The organism is Streptomyces sp. MS191, from assembly GCF_008042125.1.
Classification (GTDB): Bacteria; Actinomycetota; Actinomycetes; order Streptomycetales; family Streptomycetaceae; genus Streptomyces.
In genome coordinates, this window is record NZ_RDBI01000040.1 from 2014276 (window position 1) to 2034975 (window position 20700).

The following is a 20700-nucleotide window of genomic DNA, read 5'->3' on the forward strand; positions in this document are numbered from 1 at the left end:
GAGCCGGGGACGGGGCGGGCGGCGGGGCCGGGTCGGCCGCCGTGGAGGAGCGGGCCGCGCTCCAGGTCTCCGGGTCCGTGATGTCGATGCCGCTCGTGGCGCGCGGGGCGACCGGAGCGGTGACGTAGGTGGGCAGCGGTACCGGGACCGGCTCCCAGCTGTCGCCGCGGGCCGGGCCGCGCTCGCGCTGCTGGTCCACCCATTCGGCGTGGTCCGTCTGCTCCACGAGCGCGCGACGGCCGGCCTCCTGCGGGGAGACCTCGGCCGCCGGTTCCGCTTCGGGATGGCCGGCCTCCTCGTCGGCGGAGGCCGCCGAGGAGGAAGGCGCCGACGCGGGCTGCCGGCGCTGCGGCCGGCTCTCCCGCAGGCGCGCCGCCGCCGCCTCGGCGCGGCGCCGGTCCATCACGTACACGAAGCGCCGTCGCTCCTGGACGCGCAGATGCACGATGTACGCGCTCAGCAGGACCGCCGGGACGGCCGGTGCCCACAGGAACGTCAGGCCGCCCACCGCGGCCACGACCGCGCCGAGCGTGAAGGCGAGGAAGAGGACGACGGTGGTACGCCGGCGCCGGGCGAGTACCTTGCCCCGGCGGGCCCGCTCGGCAGCCGACTTCGAGGGCCGCCGCGCGGGGGCGGGGGCCGGGAGTTCGAGCCGGGCTTCCGTTCTGGCCGCGGGCGCGGAGAAGGCCCGGACGTCGACCGAGCTCAGATGCTCGGTCTCGACGTCCGGGTCCACGTCGGGTTCCGCGTGGTCCGCCGTACGGTCCCGGTCCTTCAGCTCCTTGGCATACCGGCGCTCCATACCCGCCCGTCCGGACAGCAGCCGGATGGCGGTGCTGAAGCGTTCCGTCGGACGGGCCTCGTTGAGCTCGTCCTGCCTGCGGAGCCACATCGGTACCAAGTAGGCGGCCCAGGCCCCGACAATGACTGCGTAGATGAGGCCGCTGCTGCTCACGCTTCACACCGTAGAGGGGTTCGCGTGAGGGCATCGGCCAATTGGCCCGGTGTGTCGCACGATCTGGCTGATATCACTGAACTTTTTTGTGATTGTTCAGATCGATTGCCGATCGACGAGTGGTCAACTGTCGATTAAATTCGAACACTTATGTCATTGTGCGGGATGTGGCGGACGTGCCTGGTGCCAGCGCCGCAACAGCCCCTCCGGCACTTCCTCCGCCGTGAGGGCGAAGACGAGATGGTCCCGCCAGGCACCGTCGATGTGCAGATAGCGGGGGCGCAGGCCTTCCTCCCGGAATCCCAATTTCTCCACGACCCGCCGCGACGGCCCGTTCTCGGGCCGAATGCAGACCTCCATGCGGTGCAGCCCGACCACGCGGAAGCAGTGGTCGACGGCGAGCGCGACCGCCGTCGGCATGACGCCGCGTCCGGCGACCCGGCTGTCCACCCAGTAGCCCACGTGGCCCGAGCACATGGAGCCCCAGGTGATGCCGGCCACCGTGAGCTGACCGACCAGTTCGCCCCGGTACTCGATCACGAAGGGCAGCATCCGGCCCGCGTTCGCCTCGGAGCGCAGGTGGCGGACCATCTGCCGGTAGGTCGGGCGCTGGGCGACGGGCGCGCCGGGGGCGGCAGGCGGGACGGTCGCCTCCCACGGCCGCAGCCAGTCCCGGTTGCGCCGGTTCACCTCGCGCCAGGCCCGCTGGTCGCGGAGCTTTATGGGGCGGAGCACGACGTCGCCGTCCACCAGGATCACCGGCCAGGACGGGATCATGACGCGTGCCCCGGACCGGGTCCGGGGTGGTCGCCGCCGCGGATCTGGTCGACGGCGTGGACGAGGAGCGCGTCGAGGACCGCCAGCCCGTCCCGGACGCCGCCCGTGGAACCGGGCAGGTTCACGATCAGGGTGCCGCCCGCGACGCCCGCGAGCCCGCGGGAGAGCGCGGCCGTGGGGACCTTCGTCCGGCCGTGCGCCCGGATCGCCTCGGGAATGCCGGGGATCTCGCGCTCCAGGAGCGGCCGGGTGACCTCCGGGGTGGCGTCGGTGGGCGAGATGCCCGTGCCGCCGGTGGTGAGGATGACGTCGTAGCCGGCGGCCACCCCGGCCCGCAGCGCCGCCGCGACGGGTTCGCCGTCCGGGACCACCCGCGGCCCGTCCACGGCGAAGCCCATGCCCGCGAGACCCTCGACGAGGAGCGGACCGCCCCTGTCCTCGTACACCCCGGCCGCGGCCCGGTTGGAGGCGGTGACGACCAGTGCCCGGTACGGGGCTCCGGACGCGCCGCCGCCGGTCCCCGCCGGCCCGGGGGACGTGGCGCCGCGGGGTCCGTCCCCGGCCGCCGCGTCCTCGCCCGAGGCGCCGTGCGGGTGGTGCGCGCCGTGGTGCGCCTCGGAGACGCGGCCGGCGCGGACCTGCGGGACGGCGGCCGTCACGAACCGGCCTCCGGCTCCGCGTCCGTCCGCGTCCAGGTGCCCGACTTGCCGCCGGTCTTCTCCTCCACCCGCACGTCGGAGATGACCGCGCCCTTGTCGACGGCCTTGATCATGTCGACGACGGTCAGGGCAGCCACCGAGACCGCGGTCAGGGCCTCCATCTCGACGCCCGTGCGGTCCGTGGTCCGCACCGTCGCCAGGATCTCGACGGCGTCGTCCGCGACCGTCAGGTCGAGCGTGACGCCGGAGACGGCCAGCGGGTGACAGAGCGGGATCAGGTCGGGGGTCTTCTTCGCGCCCATGATCCCGGCGATCCGGGCCGTGGCGAGGGCGTCCCCCTTGGGCACGCCCTCACCGCGCAGGAGCTCGATCACGCGCGGCGCCACGAGGACCCGCCCACTGGCCCGGGCGGTCCGCGCCGTGACGTCCTTCGCGGAGACGTCGACCATGCGGGCCGCACCCGCCTCGTCGATGTGGGTGAGTCCTTGCTGCGTGCTCATGGCCGTGACACTCCCGGTCGCTGTGTGGGACGACACGGTACCGCCACCAGGGCCTCCTCAGCCGAGGAGGACCACTTCCAGCGTGCTGCCGGGTTCCACCGAGGTCGTCTCCTCGTCCACCACGAGCAGCGCGTCCGCGTGGGCGAGCGCGGCGATCAGATGCGAGCCGGCGCCACCCACGGGAGTGACCGTGCCGGCCTCGGCGTCGTACGTGCCGCGCAGGAACTGCCGCCGCCCGGCCGGGGAGGACAGCGCCCTGTCCGCCACGAGCTCGGCCCGCACGCGCGGGCGGTGCAGGTCGGTGAGGCCCATCAGCGCCCGGATCGCGGGCCGCACGAAGAGCTCGAAGGAGACGTAGGAGGAGACGGGGTTGCCGGGCAGGGCGAGCAGCGGGATCTGCTCGGGGCCGATCGTCCCGAAGCCCTGCGGCTTGCCCGGCTGCATGGCCAGCTTGCGGAAGTCGACCTGCCCGTCGACGGTCAGCGCCTCCTTGACGACGTCGTACGCGCCGACGCTGACACCGCCGGTGGTGACCAGCAGGTCGGCGCGGATCAGCTGGTCCTCGATGGTGGCGCGGAGCGTCTCGGCGTCGTCGGTGACGGCGCCGACCCGGTAGGCGAGGGCGCCGGCGTCACGGGCGGCGGCGGCGAGCGCGAAGCTGTTGGAGTCGTAGATCTTGCCCTCGCCCAACTCCTCGCCGGGCTGGACCAGTTCGCTTCCCGTGGAGAGCACGACCACCCGCGGGCGGGGGCGCACCCGCACGGTGCCGCGGCCGATCGCGGCGAGCAGCCCGATCTGCGGCGGGCCGAGCACGGTGCCGGCCCTGAGCGCCAGGTCGCCGGCCTGGACGTCGCTGCCGCGGGCGCGCACGTGGGCGCGGGCCTCGGCGGGGCGGTGGACGCGGACCTCGCCGGCCGCGCCCTCGGGGGCGGTGCTCGCGGCGCGCATGCCGCTCGCCGCTCCGCCGCCGCTGCCGCCGTCGGTCCACTCGACCGGGACGACGGCCTCCGCGCCCGGCGGCAGCGGGGCGCCGGTCATGATCCGGGCCGCCTGCCCCGGTCCCACCCGGGGCAGGCCCCCGGCACCGGCCGCCACGTCGCCGATCACGGTGAGGACGGCCGGGTACTCCTCGGTGGCCCCGGCGACGTCGGCGACCCGCACCGCGTACCCGTCCATGGAGCTGTTGTCGAACGGGGGCAGCGCGACCGGCACCGTGACGTCCTCGACCAGGACGCAGCCCTGGGCGTCGGGCAGTTGCAGCTCGATCGGGTCGAGCGGTGCGACCGCCGCGAGGATGTCGTCCAGGTGGGCGTCCACGGACCACAGATCACGGGACGGCCCCGCGCACGGGTCGCCGGACGACGGTGCCGTACTGCTGCTCAAGGTGCTACAACTCCTCGCTGACGTAACTGCGCAGCCAGGTCCGGAAGTCCGGGCCCAGGTCCTCACGTTCGCACGCGAGTCTGACGATGGCACGCAGATAGTCCCCCCGGTCACCGGTGTCGTAGCGGCGGCCCTTGAAGACGACTCCGTGCACCGGGCCGCCGATCTTCTCGTCCATGGCGAGCTTCTGCAGGGCGTCGGTCAGCTGGATCTCGCCGCCGCGGCCCGGCTCGGTCTCCCGCAGTATGCCGAAGACGGCCGGGTCCAGGACATAGCGGCCGATGATCGCGTAGTTGCTGGGTGCGTCCGCCGGGTCCGGCTTCTCCACCAGGTTCGTCACCTTGACGACGTCGGAGTCGGCGGTGGGCTCGACGGCGGCGCAGCCGTAGAGCCCGATCTGCGAGGGCTCGACCTCCATCAGCGCGACGACGCTGCCGCCCTCCCGCTCCTGGATCTCCACCATCCGGGAGAGCAGCGGGTCGCGCGGATCGATGAGGTCGTCGCCGAGGAGCACCGCGAAGGGCTGCTCGCCGACGTGCGGGGCGGCGCACAGGACGGCGTGTCCGAGACCGCGCGGGTCGCCCTGGCGGACGTAGTGCATGGTGGCGAGGTCGTTGGACTCCCGGACCTTGGAGAGGCGCTCGCTGTCCCCCTTGCGGGTCAGGGCCTCCTCCAGCTCGTAGTTCCGGTCGAAGTGGTCCTCCAGCGGACGCTTGTTGCGTCCGGTGATCATCAGGACGTCGGAGAGTCCGGCCTCGACGGCCTCTTCGACGACGTACTGGATCGCCGGCTTGTCGACGACCGGCAGCATCTCCTTCGGCGTCGCCTTGGTGGCCGGGAGGAACCGGGTGCCGAGGCCCGCGGCGGGGATGACAGCCTTGCTGATCCTGGGGAGCGACTGAGTCATGCGGAGCACCATAGCCGCTGGGTATGAGAGGAAGATGGGGCTCCCGTTGACTTCCTTCACATAACGACAGGTACGAGAGGTTCGTGAATGCAGAGTGAGGCCACAGTGACCGTCGAACAGTCCGGCGACCCGTCGGAGAAGGCCGCTCTGCGCCGGGAGCTCCTCGCCGCGCGGGCCGCGCTCACCGGCGGGGACACCGCGGCCGAGGACCTGGCCCGGGCGGCGCTGGAGCTGGACGAGCTGGCCGGGGCGTCGACCGTCGCCGCCTACGTGTCGGTGGGGCGCGAGCCGGGCACGCGCGCGCTGCTCGACGCGCTGCGGGCGCGGGGCGTACGGGTCCTGCTGCCGGTCCTGCTGCCCGACAACGACCTCGACTGGGCGGCGTACGAGGGCGGGGAGGGGCTGGCCAGGGCGGGCCGCGGCCTGCTGGAGCCGACGGCGCCGCGGCTCGGCCCGGACGCCGTGTGCGACGCCGACGCGGTGCTGCTGCCCGGCCTCGCGGTGGACGGCCGCGGGATGCGGCTCGGCCGCGGCGGCGGCTCGTACGACCGGGTGCTCGCGCGGCTCGGGCGGGCCGGGGCGCGACCGGCGCTCGTGGTGCTCCTCTACGCGAACGAGGTGGTCGCGCGGGTCCCGGAGGAACCGCACGACCACCCCGTGCACGCGGTGGTGACCCCGGACGGGGTCACCCGCTTCGGACCCGCCTGAGCGGTCCGCCCGGCCCTACGGCCGCAGGACCAGCGTGTCCTTCGTCGAGGCGTCGACCGCCGCCTTGCCGAAGGACCAGTCCAGCAGTTCGCCCTTGACCCACTTGTCGGTCTGGTCCGTGTAGTGGCCGTGGAAGGCGTGCCCGGAGGCGCCGCTGAGGTTTATCCAGCGGGACCTGTCCCAGTCGCCGACGTTGACGACCATCCGCATCGAGGGCACCCAGACGACCTCGTAGCCGCCGGCCGCGTTCCAGCCGGTCGCGTCGACCGCGGCCTCGCCACCGCCCAGGTTCCACGGGCCGCGGTTGAGCAGCGACTGGACGAAGCCCGGACCGGCGGTGCCGAGGGTCTGGTTCGTCAGGGTCAGCTGGTGCAGCCGGCCCCAGCTCCAGGTCGAGACGTCCTTGCCGAGCTCGGCGGTCAGCTCCCAGCGGGCGTCCTCCATGGCCCGGGCGAGCAGCTGGTCACGGGTCTCGGTGGCCTGGTCGGTCCGGTTGGCCTCGGTCTTCCACCAGGCGCTGTTCTCCTGCTTCAGCAGCGGGCGGACCACCTCGTACCAGCGGTCGCCGCCGTCGGGCTGCGCCGAGTCCGAGTCGCGCTGGCCGCACTCCCGGACGAGCTTGTTCTGCTCGTCCGCCGGGCCGGTGAAGTCCGCCGGGCGGACGTTGATGCAGTCTCCCTCGGCCCGCAGCTCCTTGGGCAGCTTGTCGCCGAAGGCGAGCTTGAGGACGTTGCGCCAGACCGCGTTGAAGTACGCGGCGGCGGCCGAGTCCGGCTCCTGGGTGTAGTCCCAGCCCTCCAGCAGCTTCTGCGCCTCGCGGACGTAGGGGTCCGAGATGTCGATCTTCAGCAGCAGCGGGTTGAGCAGGGTCGCGATCTCGCTGCGGTTGTCCATCTGCATGGTCCGCATGTCGTCCGGCGAGATCTTGCCGCCGTCCTTGGTCTTCGACTCGATGAGGTCGTTGATCCGCTGGCTGCGCGAGCCGTAGCCCCAGTCCTTCGTCAGGAGGTGGGGATACGTGGCGGGGTCGACGACGGCCTGGTTGGCGGTGACGATGTAGCCGCGGTCCGGGTTCTCCTCGTAGGGCAGCTCGTCGTAGGGGACGAAGCCCTCCCACTTGTAGGAGGAGTCCCAGCCCGGGGCGGGGACGGTGCCGTCGCCCTTGGAGCGCTGCGGGATCTTGCCGGGCGCCTGGTAGCCGATGTTCTCGGCGTCGGCGTAGACCAGGTTCTGGGACGGGACCTCGAAGTTCTTGGCCGCGGCGCGGAACTGCTTGAAGTCCTTGGCGCGGTTGATCTCGAAGACGGCGTCCATGGACCTGCCCGGGTCGAGGGCGGTCCACCGCAGGGAGACGCCGTAGCCGGCCCCCCGGTCCGGGGCGGCGTTGCTGACGCCGGCCTTCTGGCCGACCTTCTCCAGCTCCGAGGAGCGGTCGGAGACCAGCGGGCCGTGCTCGGTCGAGCGGACGGTGATCTTGCGGGTGCCGCCGCCCGCGATCTTGATCGTCTCCTCGCGGGTGACGAACGGCTTGGTCTTGTTGTCCACCAGGTAGCCGGCGTCGCTCACCTTCTCCAGGTAGAGGTCGCTGACGTCGGCGCCGAGGTTGGTGAAGCCCCACGCGATGGTGTCGTTGTGGCCGATGATCACGCCCGGCATGCCGGAGAAGGTGTACCCGGCGACGTCGTAGCGGCAGGTCGCCGAGACGGAGCGGCAGTGCAGGCCCATCTGGTACCAGAGGGACGGCAGCATCGGCGCCAGGTGCGGGTCGTTGGCCAGCAGCGGCTTGCCGGAGGTCGTGTACTTCCCGGAGACGACCCAGGAGTTCGATCCGATGCCGTTGCCGTTGGGACCCAGCAGGGCCGGGATCTCGTCGAGGGAGTCGGCGAGCGAGCCGAGCTGGGACTGCATGCCCCGCAGCGCGTCGTTCGACCGGCCGACGCTCGAGCCGTCACCGTCCGACGCCTCGCCCTTCGGGTCGAAGGCGCCCTTCTCCTCGTCCAGCGCACCGCCCTGGACGATCGGCTGGTGCAGCTCGTACGGGTAGCCCGGGTACAGGTCCTTGATCTGCTGCGCGTTCAGCCGGCTCGTCATCAGCGAGCGGTCGATCTCGTCCTGCATGTTGCCGCGCAGGTCCCAGGCCATCGCCTTGAGCCAGGCCACCGAGTCGACCGGCGTCCAGGGCTCGATCGCGTAGTCGTTGGTGAAGGCCAGCGCCGCGTACTCGACCGAGATGTCCGAAGGGTCCCGGTCCTTGAGGTAGGCGTTGACGCCCTCCGCGTAGGCCTGGAGGTTCTTCTTCGTCTCCGGCGACAGGACCTTGTCGTACTCCTCCTGCGCCACGTGCCGCCAGCCCAGCGTGCGCAGGAAGGCGTCGGTGTTCACCTGGGTCTTGCCGAACATCTCGGACAGGCGGCCCGACGTCATGTGACGGCGGACGTCCATCTCGTAGAAGCGGTCCTGGGCCTGCACGAAGCCCTGGGCGCGGAAGAGGTCGGCCTCGGTGTCCGCGTAGATCTGCGGGACCCCGTAGGCGTCCCGCTTGACCTCGACCTGACCGGAGAGCTTGTCCAGCCGGATCGTGCCGGTCGTCTGCGGGAACGAGGCCCGGACGGTGGAGACGCCCCAGTAACCGCCGTAACCGAAGCCCGCGACCAGCGCGAGGACCAGGACGAAGACGATCAGGCGGGCGCGGCGCCCCCTCTTCTTGGCGGGTGGCGCGGTCGTGTTGGAGGGCATCGCTGTCCTTCGAGGGGCAGGGTGGTCCTGGAGTACGGGAGCAACCTTAGGCGCAGCGCCTCACCCACCTGGACGCGGTGCCCGTATGAAGCCCCGCACTGGTGAGCGAGCGAAGGGCAGGAGGGCGTCAAGAAAACGTTAAAGATTAGGTAAGGTAACGAAGTGTCGGCTGCTGGAGGAACGATCCGGCTGCATGCGAGGGGAAGGATCGGCCACTGACTGTCCACCAGCTCAACGAACTCCTGCTCATCTGCTCGCTCGTCCTGCTCATCGCTGTGGCGGCGGTGCGGATCTCGTCCCGGAGCGGGCTTCCCAGCCTGCTGCTGTACCTGGGGATCGGGGTCGCCATCGGGCAGGACGGGATCGGCAACGTCGCCTTCGACAACGCCGAACTCACCCAGGTGATCGGCTATGCCGCGCTCGTGGTGATCCTGGCCGAGGGTGGCCTGGGCACCAAGTGGAAGGAGATCAAACCCGCGTTGCCCGCGGCGGTCGTGCTGTCGACCGTCGGCGTCGCGGTGAGCGTGGGGGTCACGGCCGCGGCCGCGCACTACCTGGTCGGCCTGGACTGGCGCCAGGCCCTGATCATCGGCGCGGTCGTCTCCTCGACGGACGCCGCCGCCGTCTTCTCCGTCCTGCGCAAGGTGCCGCTGCCCTCGCGGGTGACCGGTGTCCTGGAGGCCGAGTCCGGCTTCAACGACGCACCCGTCGTCATCCTCGTCGTCGCCTTCTCGGCCGTCGGCCCCGTCGACGACTGGTACGTCCTGGTCGGCAAGATCGCCCTGGAGCTGGCCATCGGCGCGAGCGTCGGCCTGGCGGTCGGCTTCCTCGGCGCCTACGGCCTGCGCCACATCGCGCTGCCCGCCTCCGGCCTCTACCCGATCGCCGTCATGGCCATCGCGGTGGTGGCGTACGCGGCCGGCGCCATGGCGCACGGCTCCGGCTTCCTCGCCGTCTACCTGGCCTCGATGGTCCTCGGCAACGCCAAGCTGCCGCACGCCCCGGCCAACCGGGGATTCGCCGAGGGCCTCGGCTGGATCGCCCAGATCGGCATGTTCGTCCTGCTCGGCCTGCTGGTGACGCCGACCAAGCTCGTCGACGACTTCTGGCCGGCGGTGATCATCGGCCTGGTCCTGACGATGGTGGCCCGGCCGCTGGAGGTCCTCGTCAGCCTGCTGCCCTTCCGCATCCCCTGGCAGGAGCAGGCGCTGATGTCCTGGGCCGGCCTGCGCGGAGCCGTCCCCATCATCCTCGCCACCATCCCGATGGTGTCCGGCATCCGGGGCAGCGAGCGGATCTTCAACATCGTCTTCGTGCTCGTCGTCGTCTACACCCTGGTGCAGGGGCCGACGCTGCCGTGGCTCGCGAGAGCCCTCAAGCTCGGGGACTCCGCGGAGGCCGCCGACCTCGGGGTCGAGTCGGCGCCGCTGGAACGGCTGCGCGGCCACCTGCTCTCGGTCGCGATCCCCGAGGGCTCCCGGATGCACGGCGTGGAGGTCGCCGAGCTGCGGCTGCCGGCCGGGGCCGCCGTCACCCTCGTCGTGCGGGACGACAAGAGCTTCGTGCCGGGGCCGGCGACCGTGCTGCGGCGCGGGGACGAGCTGCTCGTCGTCGCCACCGACCCGGTGCGGGACGCCGCCGAGCGGCGCCTGCGGGCCGTCGGGCAGGGCGGCAAGCTGGCCGGCTGGCTGGGCGCGGGCGGATCGACCGCGATCTCCGGGCACCGGGGGTCCATTCCGCGGCTCTCCGGACACCGCGACCCCAAGGGAAAGCGGACATCCGGTTAATCACAGGCATTATTTGGAAGGGGTAGGCGTTTTCCCAGGCAAGGAGACGCCTCTCCCTGTATCATGAAGGCACACTTGATCGAACCAACTCTGCCTGACGCAGAGCTGGCGCCGACCGTATGGCGGCCGTGGGTCCCTCCGCAGTGGGGCACGGCATCTACCGCAGTTCCGCGCATGAGGACAGCTCTCGGCGACACCCGCACCACCGTGCTCGGGGCGCGCTACCAGGCGGCGGAAAGGCAAGGACCGTGGCGTCCACGGTCACTTCTGACACGCCTGAGTCGCTCACCGAGGCGACCGGCGTCACCGGCGGGAAGGCCGGTTACGGGCAGCTTCTCCGAACCCCCGGAGCACTGTCCTTCCTGCTGCCCGGATTCGCGGCGCGGCAGCCCTTCGCGATGCTGACCATCGGCATCGTCCTGCTCGTCCAGCACACCACCGGCTCGTACGGCAGCGCCGGTGCCGTCGCCGCCGTCACCGGCGTCTCGATGGCGCTGTTCGCCCCGCAGAGCGGCAAGCTGGCGGACCGCTTCGGCCAGCGCGCCGTGCTGGTGCCGGGCGTCCTCGTCCACACCGTCGCGGTCTCCCTGCTCGTCGTCCTGGCCCTGACCGGCGCCCCGCTGTGGGCGCTGTTCCTGGCGGCCGTCCCGGCCGGCGCCTCCGTCCCGCAGGTCGGGCCCATGGTCCGGGCGCGCTGGGCGGCCACGCTCGGGGGCGACTCCGCGACCCCGTCGCCGCTGCTGCCGACGGCCGCGGCGTTCGAGTCGGTCACGGACGAGTTCACCTTCGTCGTCGGACCGGTCCTGGCCACCGCGCTGTGCACCGGAGTCCACCCGGCGGCCGGCCTGATCACCGAGGCCGCGCTGACCCTCTTCGGCGGCCTCTTCTTCGCCGCCCAGCGGCGCACCCAGCCCGCCCACGGGCTGCACTCGGCGGCCGCCGCCGAACCGCGCGTCTCCGCCCTGTCCATCCCGGGCGTCCGGGTCCTGGCCATCGCCTTCCTGGGCATCGGCTCGGTCTTCGGCGGCATGCAGGTCTCCCTGACCGCGTTCTCCGAGGAGATCGGCAACCCCGGCGCCAACGGACTGCTCTACGGGATCTTCGCCGCGGGCAACATGCTCGCCGGCATCGCCATGGGAGCCGTGGCCTGGAAGATCGGCCCGCGCAGGCGCCTGATCCTGGGCTACACCGGGCTGACCGTGGCGGCCTCGCTGCTCTGGTCCGCGCACTCCGTGCTGCTGCTCGGCGCGCTCGGCCTGGTCGTCGGACTGTGCATCGCCCCGGCCCTGATCACCGGCTACACCATCGTCGAGACCCTGGTCCCGGCCGGTGCCCGCACCGAGGCCTTCACCTGGCTCACGGGCGCCGTGGCGCTGGGCCAGGCCGCGGCCGTCACCGTCGCCGGCCGGCTCGCCGACGCACAGGGCGCGAGCACCGGGTTCCTCGTTCCGCTCGTGGGCACGGCGCTCGCGCTGGCCACCCTGGTGGGCCTGCGCGCGCACCTCAGGCCCCGGGTGGCCGGACGGGTGACCGCACGTGGTATCGGTCACCGAGTGCCGGTGACGGTGGACTGATCCCGCGGAATACGTCAGTATGGATCGTCGTTAGCACTCGATGAGTGTGAGTGCCAGGAGGAAGACAAGTGCCGACCTACCAGTACCAGTGCACCGAGTGCGGCGAGGGCCTCGAGGCGGTGCAGAAGTTCACCGATGACGCGCTGACCGTGTGCCCCAACTGCCAGGGACGCCTGAAGAAGGTGTTCTCCGCGGTCGGCATCGTCTTCAAGGGCTCCGGTTTCTACCGGAACGACAGCCGCGGCTCGTCGTCCAGCAGCTCGCCCGCGTCGTCGAAGCCGTCCGGCACCTCGTCGTCGGCCACGTCGTCGTCCGACGCCAAGCCCGCCGCTTCGTCCGGCACGACCTCGGGCTCGTCCGCCTCGTCGAGCTCGTCGAGCTCCACCTCGGCCGCCTGACCCAGGCGCGTCGCGGCCGGGCTCCCGCCCGATCCACTGATCCACGAAAGCCCCGCCGCCTCGCGCGGCGGGGCTTTCGCGCGCCCTGCCCCTGTCAGGTCCCGGACAGGAGCTGCGCATGCCCGAAGGCCGCCGGGGACGACCGGACAGCCCTTAGTCTGACCCGCATGGCGACCAAGGCGTTTGCGGACATCGGCGTGATCGGCGGCTCGGGCTTCTACTCCTTCCTGGAGGACGTGACGGAGGTGTCCGTGGACACCCCCTACGGCAGCCCCAGCGACTCCCTGTTCCTCGGCGAGGTCGCCGGCCGGCAGGTCGCGTTCCTGCCGCGGCACGGCCGCGGTCACACGCTGCCGCCGCACCGGATCAACTACCGCGCCAACCTGTGGGCGCTGCGCTCCGTGGGCGTGCGGCAGGTGCTCGGCCCGTGCGCGGTGGGCGGCCTGCGCGAGGAGCACGGCCCCGGCACACTGCTCGTGCCGGACCAGCTCGTCGACCGCACGAAGACCCGGGTGCAGACCTACTTCGACGGCGAGCCGCTGCCGGCCGCGTGGGGCGGTGCCACGCCGAACGTCGTCCACACCACCTTCGCCGATCCGTACTGCCCCGACGGCAGGCGCGTGGCCCTGAAGTCGGCCCGCGGGCGGGGCTGGGAGCCGGTGGACGGCGGCACGATGGTGGTGGTCGAGGGGCCGCGCTTCTCGACGCGTGCCGAGTCGCGCTGGCACGCGGCGGCCGGCTGGTCCGTCGTCGGGATGACCGGGCACCCGGAGGCCGTGCTCGCGCGGGAACTGGGGCTCTGCTACACCTCGATGGCGCTGGTCACGGACCTGGACGCGGGCGCGGAGACCGGCGAGGGCGTCTCGCACACCGAGGTGCTGCGGGTGTTCGGCGCGAACGTCGGCCGGCTGCGGGAAGTGCTCTTCGACGCGGTGGGGGCACTGCCGGACACCGCGGACCGGGACTGCCTCTGCACGCACGCGCACGACGGCTGGGACCTCGGCATCGAACTCCCCTGATTCGACTGCCGTGCCGCACCTGTCCCGTGCCTCACCTGCTCCGTGCCGTACCTGTCCCGTGCCTCACCGGGGAGGGTGACGGGGTTGTCCACAGGCGGCGGGCCGTCCACAGGCCGGAGCGGGATCTCGACGGACGCGGGACGGTGGGTGCGGTTCTCCGGACGGTCCGGGGAAGCACCCGACACCTGACAGGTGGTGGCCGCCATGACGACCCCGTTCCCCGTTCCCTCCCCTCCCCCGGTGCCCTGTTCGTTCTCCGCCGTGCCCGAGACCCGCGCGGTCCCGCGGTTCGAGCCGCTGCGGGTCCCCGGGCGCGGGCGGCTGCGGCCCGGCAGGGCGCTGCGGCGCGGGCGCCGGGCGCCCGCCGCGGTGCTCGCGCTGGCTTCGGCGGCCCTCGCGGTGAGTTCGGCGACCGGTGCGGGCGCGGGCGAGGTGTCCGCCGGGGCACCGGGGCCGCACGCGCCGCCCGTGCGGCAGAAGCCGACCGCGGTGCGGCTGGTGTCCGCCCCGGTGCGGATCGCCGACGCGGCGACGGTGCGGCTGCTGCGGCCCGGTGACCGGGTCGACGTGATCGCCGCACCGGGCCGGACCTCCCTGGGCGGGGGCGGGGACGGCGAGGCGCGTGTCGTCGCGACGGGCGCCCGGGTGACCGGCGTCCCCCGCCCCGCGGACCCGGGCCCGGACGCCGGCGTCGGCGCGGACGGCGGAAGCGGTGGTGAACGCGGGGCGCTGATCGTCCTGTCCGTCCCCCGGTCCGTGGCGACCGCCCTGGCCGGGGCGGGCATGGCGTCCCAACTGGCGGTGGTCCTGTGCTGATTCGCACGGACAGCCTGCTCGGTAACCGGTACGTGTGTACGGATTGGACGCCCTCGTACCGGGCACGGCGTAATGGCAGCACCAACTGCACTTACGTCGAAAGGCATGCGGGTGACCCCGAAGAAGGAGAGCGTACTGGCGGGCTTCAAGGCCTTCCTGATGCGCGGCAACGTGATCGACCTGGCGGTGGCGGTCGTCATCGGCGCCGCGTTCACGAACATCGTGAACGCGGTGGTCAGGGGCGTCATCAACCCGCTGGTCGGCGCCTTCGGGACCAAGGATCTGGAGAGCTACCGGTCCTGCATCAAGGGCCCGTGTGTGGTGGACAAGGCCGGGAACGTGGTCACCGGCATCCCGATCATGTGGGGCCTGGTGCTGAGCGCCATCCTCAGCTTCCTGATCACCGCGGCCGTCGTCTACTTCCTGATGGTCCTTCCCATGGCCAAGGTCCTGGCCAAGCGGGCGGCTCACGACAAGGCGAAGGAAGGCGTCCAGGAGACCCTGGAGATCAGCGAGCTGGAGGTGCTCAAGGAGATCCGCGACCTGCTGGTGGCGCAGCGCGGACCGGGCACGGGAGGCGGTACGGGCGCCGGTACGAGTGGTGGCACGGGCCCGGGGACGGGGACCGGCGGGACGGACGCGCCCGGCCGGCTGTAGGCGACGTCTCCGTCGTCGGCCTGCCGTCCGGGCCGCGGGAGGCTTCCCCCTGCTCGGCCGACGCTCGCCGGCGTCCCGCCGCGGCGGGACGTCAGATGTGGTGCGGCGGCTTCTCGTCGAGGAAGCGCGCGAGGTCGGCGGCGCTGCCGCCGCCCGGAGGCCGCTCGCCCCACCCGCGGTCCGTATCGTCCGCGGACTGCTGGTCCAGCGGATCGTCGAAGATCAGTGCCGGCCTGGGTCGGGTGTTCGTTTCGTCGTCGGACTGCTTCGCGTCTCGCGGTCCGTGGGCGGGGGCGGTGCTCATGCCTTCAGGGTACGCCCGGGGCACCGCCCCGGACCCGGGCGATCAGCGGTCCTTCGGGTCGATGAGCCACAGGCCGAGCACGACCAGGAACGACAGGACGAGGAAGCCGGCGCCCCACCAGGCGGTGCCGGTGTTGCCGGCCATCCATTCGTCGACGACGACCGTCAGCCCCCACAACTGGCCGATGACCACGGTCAGGGCGAGGGTCAGGCGGGCGGAGAGCTTCGAGGAGCGCTCCGGTTCCTGCTCGGTGCCGGCGCCCGGTCCCGGGCCGGTGTGGCGGACCCGGGGGTCGCCGTATCCGCTGGTGGCTCTGATCTGGGGGTACCGCTCGTGCAGCGGACGGTTCAGCCGGGGCTGGCCGCTGCCGGGGGTGTACGCGGGCCGCGGCGGCATGCCCGCTCCGGTGGTCGCCGGAGCGGGACCCGCCGGGGGTTGCGGGCCGGCGTCCTCGGGGGCGCCGGAGTGCCGTGGGTGCTCCGGGTGTCGGGGGTCCTCGGGTCGCTCGGGGTCCTCGGGGAAGGGGCCGTCGGTCATGTCCGTTCCTTCCTCTCTCCCGCGCCGCCGGGCGGGGCCACCGGGCAGCCCAGTTGCTCGGCCAGGGCGGACCGGGTGCCGGCGAGCTGCCGGCACAGCCCGTCCTGGAGGCTCTCGCCGGAGCGGGTGGTGCCGATGGCCCAGACGCTGCCGTCGGTCTCCTCCACGAGGATCACCTTGGGCAGTGGCCGGGGCGGCGGGCCCGCGGTGACCTCGCCGGTGCGGGCGTCGAAGACGCCCTCGTGGCAGGGGCAGTACAGCTCGCCCTCGCTGCCCCGGTCCTTGCGCCAGAGCACGGCGCACGCGAGATGGGTGCAGACGGCCGAGTAGCCGGCCAGGGTGCCGTCCTCCAGCCGGACGGCGACCGCCCGGTCCTCCTGCTCCGGGTAGCGGAAGGCGAGGGACTCGCCGGGCGCGAGGGAGTCGGCGATCTTCTTCGGTTCCAGCGGGCCGTCGCTGTCGCCGTGGCGGTGCAGGATGCCGGCGGCGACGCCGAGGCCGCCGACGGCCAGTCCGCCGGAGACGGTGGCGACGATCCGCAGGTAGTCGCGGCGGGTGGTCAGGGAGTCCGCGGCGATGCGGTCGTGGAGTGCCTCCCGGGCGGCGTCGGTCGGCCCGGGGCTGTCGGCGGGCGGCGGCGGCTGTTCCGTGACGCTCATCGGGCGTCCTCCTGCCGGCCGGGGGCCGTCGCGGCCGCCTGGGTGTCGCGCACATCCACTCCGTTGATCTCGACGACGGGGAGGCCGCCGGGGACGGGCCACTGGACCTTGTCGGCGGGGACGACCATCGCCACTCCGGTGGAGACGGTGGTGGAGCCGAAGGTGAAGGAGTCGGCGACCTGGACGCCGGGGCGCTCGGCCTGGAGTTCTTCGAGCGTCCCGTAGAAGAGGGCGCCGGTGGGGCAGACGGTGGCGCACATCGGGGCGAGGCCGTAGGCGGTGCGGTCGTAGCAGAGGTTGCACTTCATCTGCAGCTTCGCCTGGAGGTCGATCTTCGGGACGCCGAAGGGGCAGGCGTTGACGCAGTTGGCGCAGCCGATGCAGCGGGTGGTGTCGGCCTGCTGCACCACGCCGTCGGCCGTGACCAGGATCGCGTCCGCCGGGCACACCTCGGCGCACGGGGCGACGGGGTCCTCGCAGTGCATGCAGACCGTGGGAAGGGAGGCGACGGAGTGTCCCTCGTCGGGGTAGTCGAGATGGATCATCGACTTGCCGCGGTGCGAGTCGCACTCACGGCAGGCGGAGACACACGCCTGGCAGCCGATGCAACGCCCCGGGTCGATGAAGATCGTGCGGCCCATCATGAGCGCGTCAGCTCCTCTCCGCGGTGCCACGGCCCTGCGGGGCCGTGGGGGGAAGGGGGTCGGTGCGGGAGACCTGGGTCTCCGGGTAGGCCTGGTGCCCCGGGGCGGTCGGCGGCGCGGGGACCTCGTCGATCCGTTCGGCGGCCTCGATCCGCGCGGCGCACACCTTGTACTCGGGGATCTTGGAACGGGGGTCCAGTGCGTCGATGGTCAGCGCGTTGGCCGCGGTCGGGACGGGCCAGTGGTAGGGCACGAAGACCGTGTCGGGACGGATGGCCTCGGTCACCAGGGCGGGGAAGACCTCGCTGCCGCGGCGGGTGACGACGCGGACGGGGTCGCCGTTGCGGAATCCGTGCGAGGGGTGGACCTCGACCCAGGGGCGCGGGGTCTGTTCGACGAGGGCGCCCAGGCGGCGGGTCTGGTTGCCGGAGAGGAAGTGGGCGACGGTGCGGCCGGTGGTGAGGGAGAGGGGGTACTCCTCGCTGTACGGGTCCATGGGCGGGTGCCATTCGACGACCTGCATGTGGATCCTGCCGTCCGGGTGGTAGGTCCGCCCGTCCTCGAAGAGGCGGGGGGTGCCCGGATGGTCGGTGGAGGGGCAGGGCCAGGCGATGCCGCCGGTCTCCTCCAGGCGTTCGTAGGTGATGCCGTAGTAGTCGTTGACCGTTCCGGCGGAGGCGATTCGGAGCTCCTCGAACACGGAGCGGGAGTCGGGGAAGTCGAACTTGTCGCCGGCGCCGAGGCGCTTGGCCAGCTGGCAGATCACCCAGGTGTCCGTGCGGACCCCGGCCGGTGGTTCCTGGGCCTTGTTGTGCTTGACCACGCGGGCCTCGGCGTTGGCCATGACGCCTTCGTCCTCGGCCCAGACGGTGACGGGGAAGACGACGTGCGCGTTCGCCGCGGTCTCGGAGAGGAAGAAGTCGAACTGTGCGTGGAACTCGGTGGTGTCGTACCCGTCCTTCACCGTCGCGTAGTTGGGGAGGGAGACGAAGGGGTTGTTGCAGATGCCGATCAGCCCGCGGATCTCCTTGCGCTGCATCTGCCAGACCATCTCCATCATGGAGGTGCCGGCGGGCGGGAGTTCGGCCTCGTCGATGCCCCAGATCTCGCAGATCTGGCGGCGGTGCTCGGGGTTCGTGATCGAGCGTCCGCCGGGTAGCAGGTCGGACTTCTGGCCGTGCTCGCGGCCTCCCTGGCCGTTGCCCTGGCCGGTGATGGTGCCGTAGCCGGCGCCGGGGCGGCCGATGTGCCCGGTCGCGGTGCAGAGGTTGATGATCGACAGGCAGTTCTCGACGCCCTGGGAGTGGTGCTCGACGCCCCGGGCGTGCCAGGCCATGGCCTTCTCCGCGCCGGCGAACATGCGGGCGACCTGCCGGATCTGCTCCTCGGGCACTCCGCAGATCTGCGCGGAGCGGGCGGGCGGGTAGGCCTCGACGGTCTGCCTGACCTCGTCCCAGCCGGTGGTGTGGGCGGCGAGGTACGCCTCGTCGGTGAGGCCCTCGGCCACGACGACGTTCAGGACGGCGTTGAAGAAGGCGGAGTCGGTACCGGGCTTGAGCGCGACGTGGAGGTCGGCGGTGCGGGCGATCGCGGTCTCGCGCGGGTCGACGACGATCAGCGTGGCGCCCCGGTCCCGGGCCCCCCAGAGGTACTGCGTCATCACGGGGAAGCACTCGCCGACGTTGGAGCCCGCGATCAGGAGACAGTCGGTGAGGAGGATGTCGGAGAAGGGGTTGCCGGCCCGGTCGATGCCGAAGGCGAGCTTGTTGGCGCCGGCGGCCGAGACCATGCACAGCCGCCCGTTGTAGTCGACGTGCCGGGTCTTCAGCGCGACGCGTGCGAACTTGCCGACGAGGTACGTCTTCTCCGAATAGAGGCTGGCGCCGCCGAGCAGGCCGAAGGCGTCGTGGCCGTACTCGGCCTGGATGCGGCGGATCTCGGCGACGGTGAAGTCGAGGGCCTCCTCCCAGCTCGCCTCCCGGAAGGGCTCGTCGCGGTTGCGGCGCATGAGCGGGGCGGTGAGCCGGTCGGGGTGGTTGACCTGCTGGTAGGCGTTGATGCCCTTCGGGCAGAGCCGCATCCGGTTGATGTCGTGGTTGCGGGGCTCGACGCCGAAGACCTTGCCGGCGCGGTCGACGCGGAGGTACATCCCGCACTGGACGCCGCAGAAGCAGCAGTGGGTGGGGACCAGCGTCTCGCCGTTCTGGTCGGCGTGCCACCGGTCGGCGGGGATGCCTCCGGCGTCGCGGAAGTTGCGGGTGCCGGGCGGGGCGAGCGAGGGGTCGAGCGGAGGCCGGCGTCCCGGCTCCCGCCCCAGGTGCTGCTGCGTCACTTGAAGCCCTTCTTGACGTGGGTGAGGTAGGCGTTGCCGCGCAGGACGCGTTTGCAGCGGGGGCAGTACTCGGCCCACTCGTCGAAGCCGAGGTCGAGGTCGCGCATGGTGCCCTGGAGGTTCTCGACGTAGGGGGTGGTGTCGATCAGTTCGTGGCAGCGGCGGCAGGCGAGGATCTGCTCGTCCTCGCGCCGGGAGGTGTACTTGAACAGCTGCATGCCGACGGCGGCGGGCCGCTGGACGATGTGGAAGAACTTCCCGAACGGGATGTAGATCAGGGTGAAGACCACCGAGACCATGTGCAGGATCGCCAGGAACTCGTAGCCGCCGCCGTGCAGGAAGATCGAGGAGAAGGTGAGGAGCAGCCCCGTCACGGCGATGACGATCAGGGCGATCAGCGGGACCAGGTCGTAGGCGAACCGCTGGCCGGTGACGGCCCCGCGGTCCTTCATCCGGCGCCACAGGAAGTAGGAGGCGCCGGGGATGACGAGGACGGCGGCGATGTCGAGCCCGTGGAACATCAGCCAGCCCACGATGTTCAGCGAGTCGAAGCCGAGGACCTTGATGCCCCAGATCCGCATCTCGTAGCCGGGCCCGGAGCCGCTGCCCGAGGTGAAGGTGAACCAGCCCCAGGTGAGCGGGAAGGTGATGAGCGCGGCCAGGATGCAGCCCCAGAAGATCAGCTGGTGGGCGGCCCAGCGGGCGTGCGAGCGGGCGCCGAGGAACTTCTGGAAGCCGAGGTAGGTGGCGATCATCCGCGGCAGCGCCGTGGGGGCGCTGCGGAAGTTCTCGGCCGAGAAGAGGGACCGCCAGCCCTGCTTGAAGAGCCGCCGGGCGCCGGGGGCGGAGATCCAGACCGTGTACCGGTAGGCGACGCCGAAGGCCAGGAAGACGGTGGCGACGGCGTACGGGAGGAGCGCCGAGTCGAAGTCCCGGAGCAGCCGGCTGCCGAGAACGATCGCGAGGATCAGCAGCACGGAGACGGCGGTGCCGGCGAGGGCGGCCCGTCGGCGCACGGCGGCGAGCGTCTGGGAGTCGGGCACCGGGCCGGCCGCCGGAACGGTCTCGGACGCGGTCAGCGTCGCCGTCCCCGTGGTGGCCGGCGCCGCGTCCGAGGACTGCGGCACGTCCGGTGCGGAGGTCCCGTGCGAGGACGTGGTCGGGGGCGTGTTCGGGTCGGGCCGGCCCGGGGGCGGATCGGCCGGGCCCTGCGGTGGCTCGGTCACCCGGTCACCGTAGGGCGATATAGGCCATTTCGCCCCGTTCGGCGGGGCGGGTGGGTGAGGCCGTCCCTCAGATGGCGTTCAGGCTGAGGCTCCCGGACACGGCCCGCGCCCGGGCCGTCCGC

Annotated in this window: 20 protein-coding genes; 7 read left to right on the top strand and 13 right to left on the bottom strand. The window is 72.2% G+C overall.

What is annotated here, in order from left to right:
• The 6 genes from sepX to galU form a co-directional block, all read right to left on the bottom strand.
• Nucleotides 1-955, bottom strand: a 955-nt coding sequence (gene sepX, locus EAO71_RS16195; RefSeq protein ID WP_147979332.1) for a divisome protein SepX/GlpR, incomplete at its 3' end; no start/stop codon positions are given.
• A 153-nt stretch (nt 956-1108) separates the two neighbouring features.
• Nucleotides 1109-1732, bottom strand: coding sequence for a GNAT family N-acetyltransferase (locus EAO71_RS16200; protein WP_147978374.1), 624 nt, complete (start codon nt 1730-1732; stop codon nt 1109-1111).
• Nucleotides 1729-2214 carry a MogA/MoaB family molybdenum cofactor biosynthesis protein gene (locus EAO71_RS16205; protein ID WP_147979333.1) on the bottom strand — a complete coding sequence of 162 codons (486 nt, stop codon included), beginning with the start codon at nt 2212-2214 and terminating at the stop codon, nt 1729-1731. Before EAO71_RS16205 ends, EAO71_RS16200 begins: the two co-directional genes overlap by 4 nt.
• 173 nt (nt 2215-2387) lie before the next feature.
• Complete coding sequence (moaC, locus tag EAO71_RS16210) at nt 2388-2891, bottom strand: cyclic pyranopterin monophosphate synthase MoaC (RefSeq protein ID WP_147978375.1); 504 nt, start codon at nt 2889-2891, stop codon at nt 2388-2390.
• A 57-nt stretch (nt 2892-2948) separates the two neighbouring features.
• Nucleotides 2949-4274 carry a molybdotransferase-like divisome protein Glp gene (gene glp, locus EAO71_RS16215; RefSeq protein WP_147978376.1) on the bottom strand — a complete coding sequence of 442 codons (1326 nt, stop codon included), beginning with the start codon at nt 4272-4274 and terminating at the stop codon, nt 2949-2951.
• Nucleotides 4275-4278: 4 nt separating this feature from the next.
• The gene (gene galU / locus EAO71_RS16220) at nt 4279-5181 is read right to left on the bottom strand and encodes a UTP--glucose-1-phosphate uridylyltransferase GalU (RefSeq protein WP_147978377.1); all 903 of its coding nucleotides are present in this window, start codon (nt 5179-5181) and stop codon (nt 4279-4281) included.
• A gap of 105 nt (nt 5182-5286) precedes the next feature.
• Between galU and EAO71_RS16225 the strand changes: the two genes are divergently transcribed.
• On the top strand, nt 5287-5889 hold the full coding sequence (locus EAO71_RS16225; protein ID WP_261992155.1) for a 5-formyltetrahydrofolate cyclo-ligase: 603 nt from the start codon (nt 5287-5289) through the stop codon (nt 5887-5889).
• A 15-nt stretch (nt 5890-5904) separates the two neighbouring features.
• Here the strand turns inward: EAO71_RS16225 and EAO71_RS16230 are convergent, their stop codons facing one another.
• Nucleotides 5905-8625 (bottom strand): penicillin acylase family protein, encoded by a 2721-nt coding sequence (locus tag EAO71_RS16230; protein WP_147978379.1) that lies wholly within the window; start codon nt 8623-8625, stop codon nt 5905-5907.
• 215 nt (nt 8626-8840) lie between these two features.
• On the opposite strand from EAO71_RS16230, the gene EAO71_RS16235 reads away from it, so the two are divergent.
• The 6 genes from EAO71_RS16235 to mscL all read left to right on the top strand — a co-directional run bounded on the left by EAO71_RS16235 (nt 8841) and on the right by mscL (nt 14876).
• Complete coding sequence (locus EAO71_RS16235; RefSeq protein WP_261992240.1) at nt 8841-10412, top strand: potassium/proton antiporter; 1572 nt, start codon at nt 8841-8843, stop codon at nt 10410-10412.
• A 353-nt stretch (nt 10413-10765) separates the two neighbouring features.
• The gene (locus EAO71_RS16240; protein WP_261992241.1) at nt 10766-11986 is read left to right on the top strand and encodes an MFS transporter; all 1221 of its coding nucleotides are present in this window, start codon (nt 10766-10768) and stop codon (nt 11984-11986) included.
• A gap of 68 nt (nt 11987-12054) precedes the next feature.
• A complete protein-coding gene (locus tag EAO71_RS16245; protein WP_147978381.1) occupies nt 12055-12384 on the top strand; it encodes an FmdB family zinc ribbon protein in 330 nt (109 codons plus the stop codon).
• A 167-nt stretch (nt 12385-12551) separates the two neighbouring features.
• Nucleotides 12552-13403 (top strand): S-methyl-5'-thioadenosine phosphorylase, encoded by an 852-nt coding sequence (locus tag EAO71_RS16250; protein ID WP_147978382.1) that lies wholly within the window; start codon nt 12552-12554, stop codon nt 13401-13403.
• Between the two features lie 204 nt (nt 13404-13607).
• Nucleotides 13608-14219, top strand: a complete 612-nt coding sequence (locus tag EAO71_RS16255) for an RcpC/CpaB family pilus assembly protein (protein WP_147978383.1) — start codon at nt 13608-13610, stop codon at nt 14217-14219.
• Nucleotides 14220-14330: 111 nt separating this feature from the next.
• Nucleotides 14331-14876, top strand: a complete 546-nt coding sequence (mscL, locus tag EAO71_RS16260; protein WP_147979334.1) for a large conductance mechanosensitive channel protein MscL — start codon at nt 14331-14333, stop codon at nt 14874-14876.
• A gap of 91 nt (nt 14877-14967) precedes the next feature.
• Here mscL and EAO71_RS16265 read toward each other — a convergent pair whose 3' ends face one another.
• From EAO71_RS16265 to EAO71_RS16290, 6 genes are read right to left on the bottom strand one after another with little or no spacing between them, the layout of a single operon-like run.
• Nucleotides 14968-15180, bottom strand: coding sequence for a hypothetical protein (locus tag EAO71_RS16265; RefSeq protein WP_147978384.1), 213 nt, complete (start codon nt 15178-15180; stop codon nt 14968-14970).
• Nucleotides 15181-15222: 42 nt separating this feature from the next.
• Nucleotides 15223-15717 (bottom strand): hypothetical protein, encoded by a 495-nt coding sequence (locus EAO71_RS16270; RefSeq protein WP_399756411.1) that lies wholly within the window; start codon nt 15715-15717, stop codon nt 15223-15225.
• A complete protein-coding gene (locus EAO71_RS16275) occupies nt 15714-16376 on the bottom strand; it encodes a QcrA and Rieske domain-containing protein (protein WP_147978385.1) in 663 nt (220 codons plus the stop codon). Before EAO71_RS16275 ends, EAO71_RS16270 begins: the two co-directional genes overlap by 4 nt.
• Nucleotides 16373-17020: a 4Fe-4S dicluster domain-containing protein gene (locus EAO71_RS16280; RefSeq protein WP_147978386.1), complete on the bottom strand. Its 648-nt coding sequence runs from the start codon at nt 17018-17020 to the stop codon at nt 16373-16375. The genes EAO71_RS16275 and EAO71_RS16280 overlap by 4 nt, the downstream gene beginning before the upstream one ends.
• 7 nt (nt 17021-17027) lie before the next feature.
• Nucleotides 17028-19352: a molybdopterin oxidoreductase family protein gene (locus EAO71_RS16285; RefSeq protein WP_147978387.1), complete on the bottom strand. Its 2325-nt coding sequence runs from the start codon at nt 19350-19352 to the stop codon at nt 17028-17030.
• Nucleotides 19349-20395: an MFS transporter gene (locus EAO71_RS16290; protein ID WP_261992242.1), complete on the bottom strand. Its 1047-nt coding sequence runs from the start codon at nt 20393-20395 to the stop codon at nt 19349-19351. The genes EAO71_RS16285 and EAO71_RS16290 overlap by 4 nt, the downstream gene beginning before the upstream one ends.
• Between the last annotated feature and the right edge of the window lie 305 nt (nt 20396-20700).

Coding starts and splice junctions, on each gene's coding strand:
- EAO71_RS16275 (WP_147978385.1), bottom strand. CDS start 16,376: ATGAGCGTCACGGAACAGCCGCCGCCGCCCGCCGACAGCCCCGGGCCG.
- EAO71_RS16200 (WP_147978374.1), bottom strand. CDS start 1,732: ATGATCCCGTCCTGGCCGGTGATCCTGGTGGACGGCGACGTCGTGCTC.
- EAO71_RS16255 (WP_147978383.1), top strand. CDS start 13,608: ATGACGACCCCGTTCCCCGTTCCCTCCCCTCCCCCGGTGCCCTGTTCG.
- EAO71_RS16265 (WP_147978384.1), bottom strand. CDS start 15,180: ATGAGCACCGCCCCCGCCCACGGACCGCGAGACGCGAAGCAGTCCGAC.
- EAO71_RS16230 (WP_147978379.1), bottom strand. CDS start 8,625: ATGCCCTCCAACACGACCGCGCCACCCGCCAAGAAGAGGGGGCGCCGC.
- EAO71_RS16280 (WP_147978386.1), bottom strand. CDS start 17,020: ATGATGGGCCGCACGATCTTCATCGACCCGGGGCGTTGCATCGGCTGC.
- EAO71_RS16270 (WP_399756411.1), bottom strand. CDS start 15,717: ATGACCGACGGCCCCTTCCCCGAGGACCCCGAGCGACCCGAGGACCCC.
- galU (WP_147978377.1), bottom strand. CDS start 5,181: ATGACTCAGTCGCTCCCCAGGATCAGCAAGGCTGTCATCCCCGCCGCG.
- moaC (WP_147978375.1), bottom strand. CDS start 2,891: ATGAGCACGCAGCAAGGACTCACCCACATCGACGAGGCGGGTGCGGCC.
- EAO71_RS16250 (WP_147978382.1), top strand. CDS start 12,552: ATGGCGACCAAGGCGTTTGCGGACATCGGCGTGATCGGCGGCTCGGGC.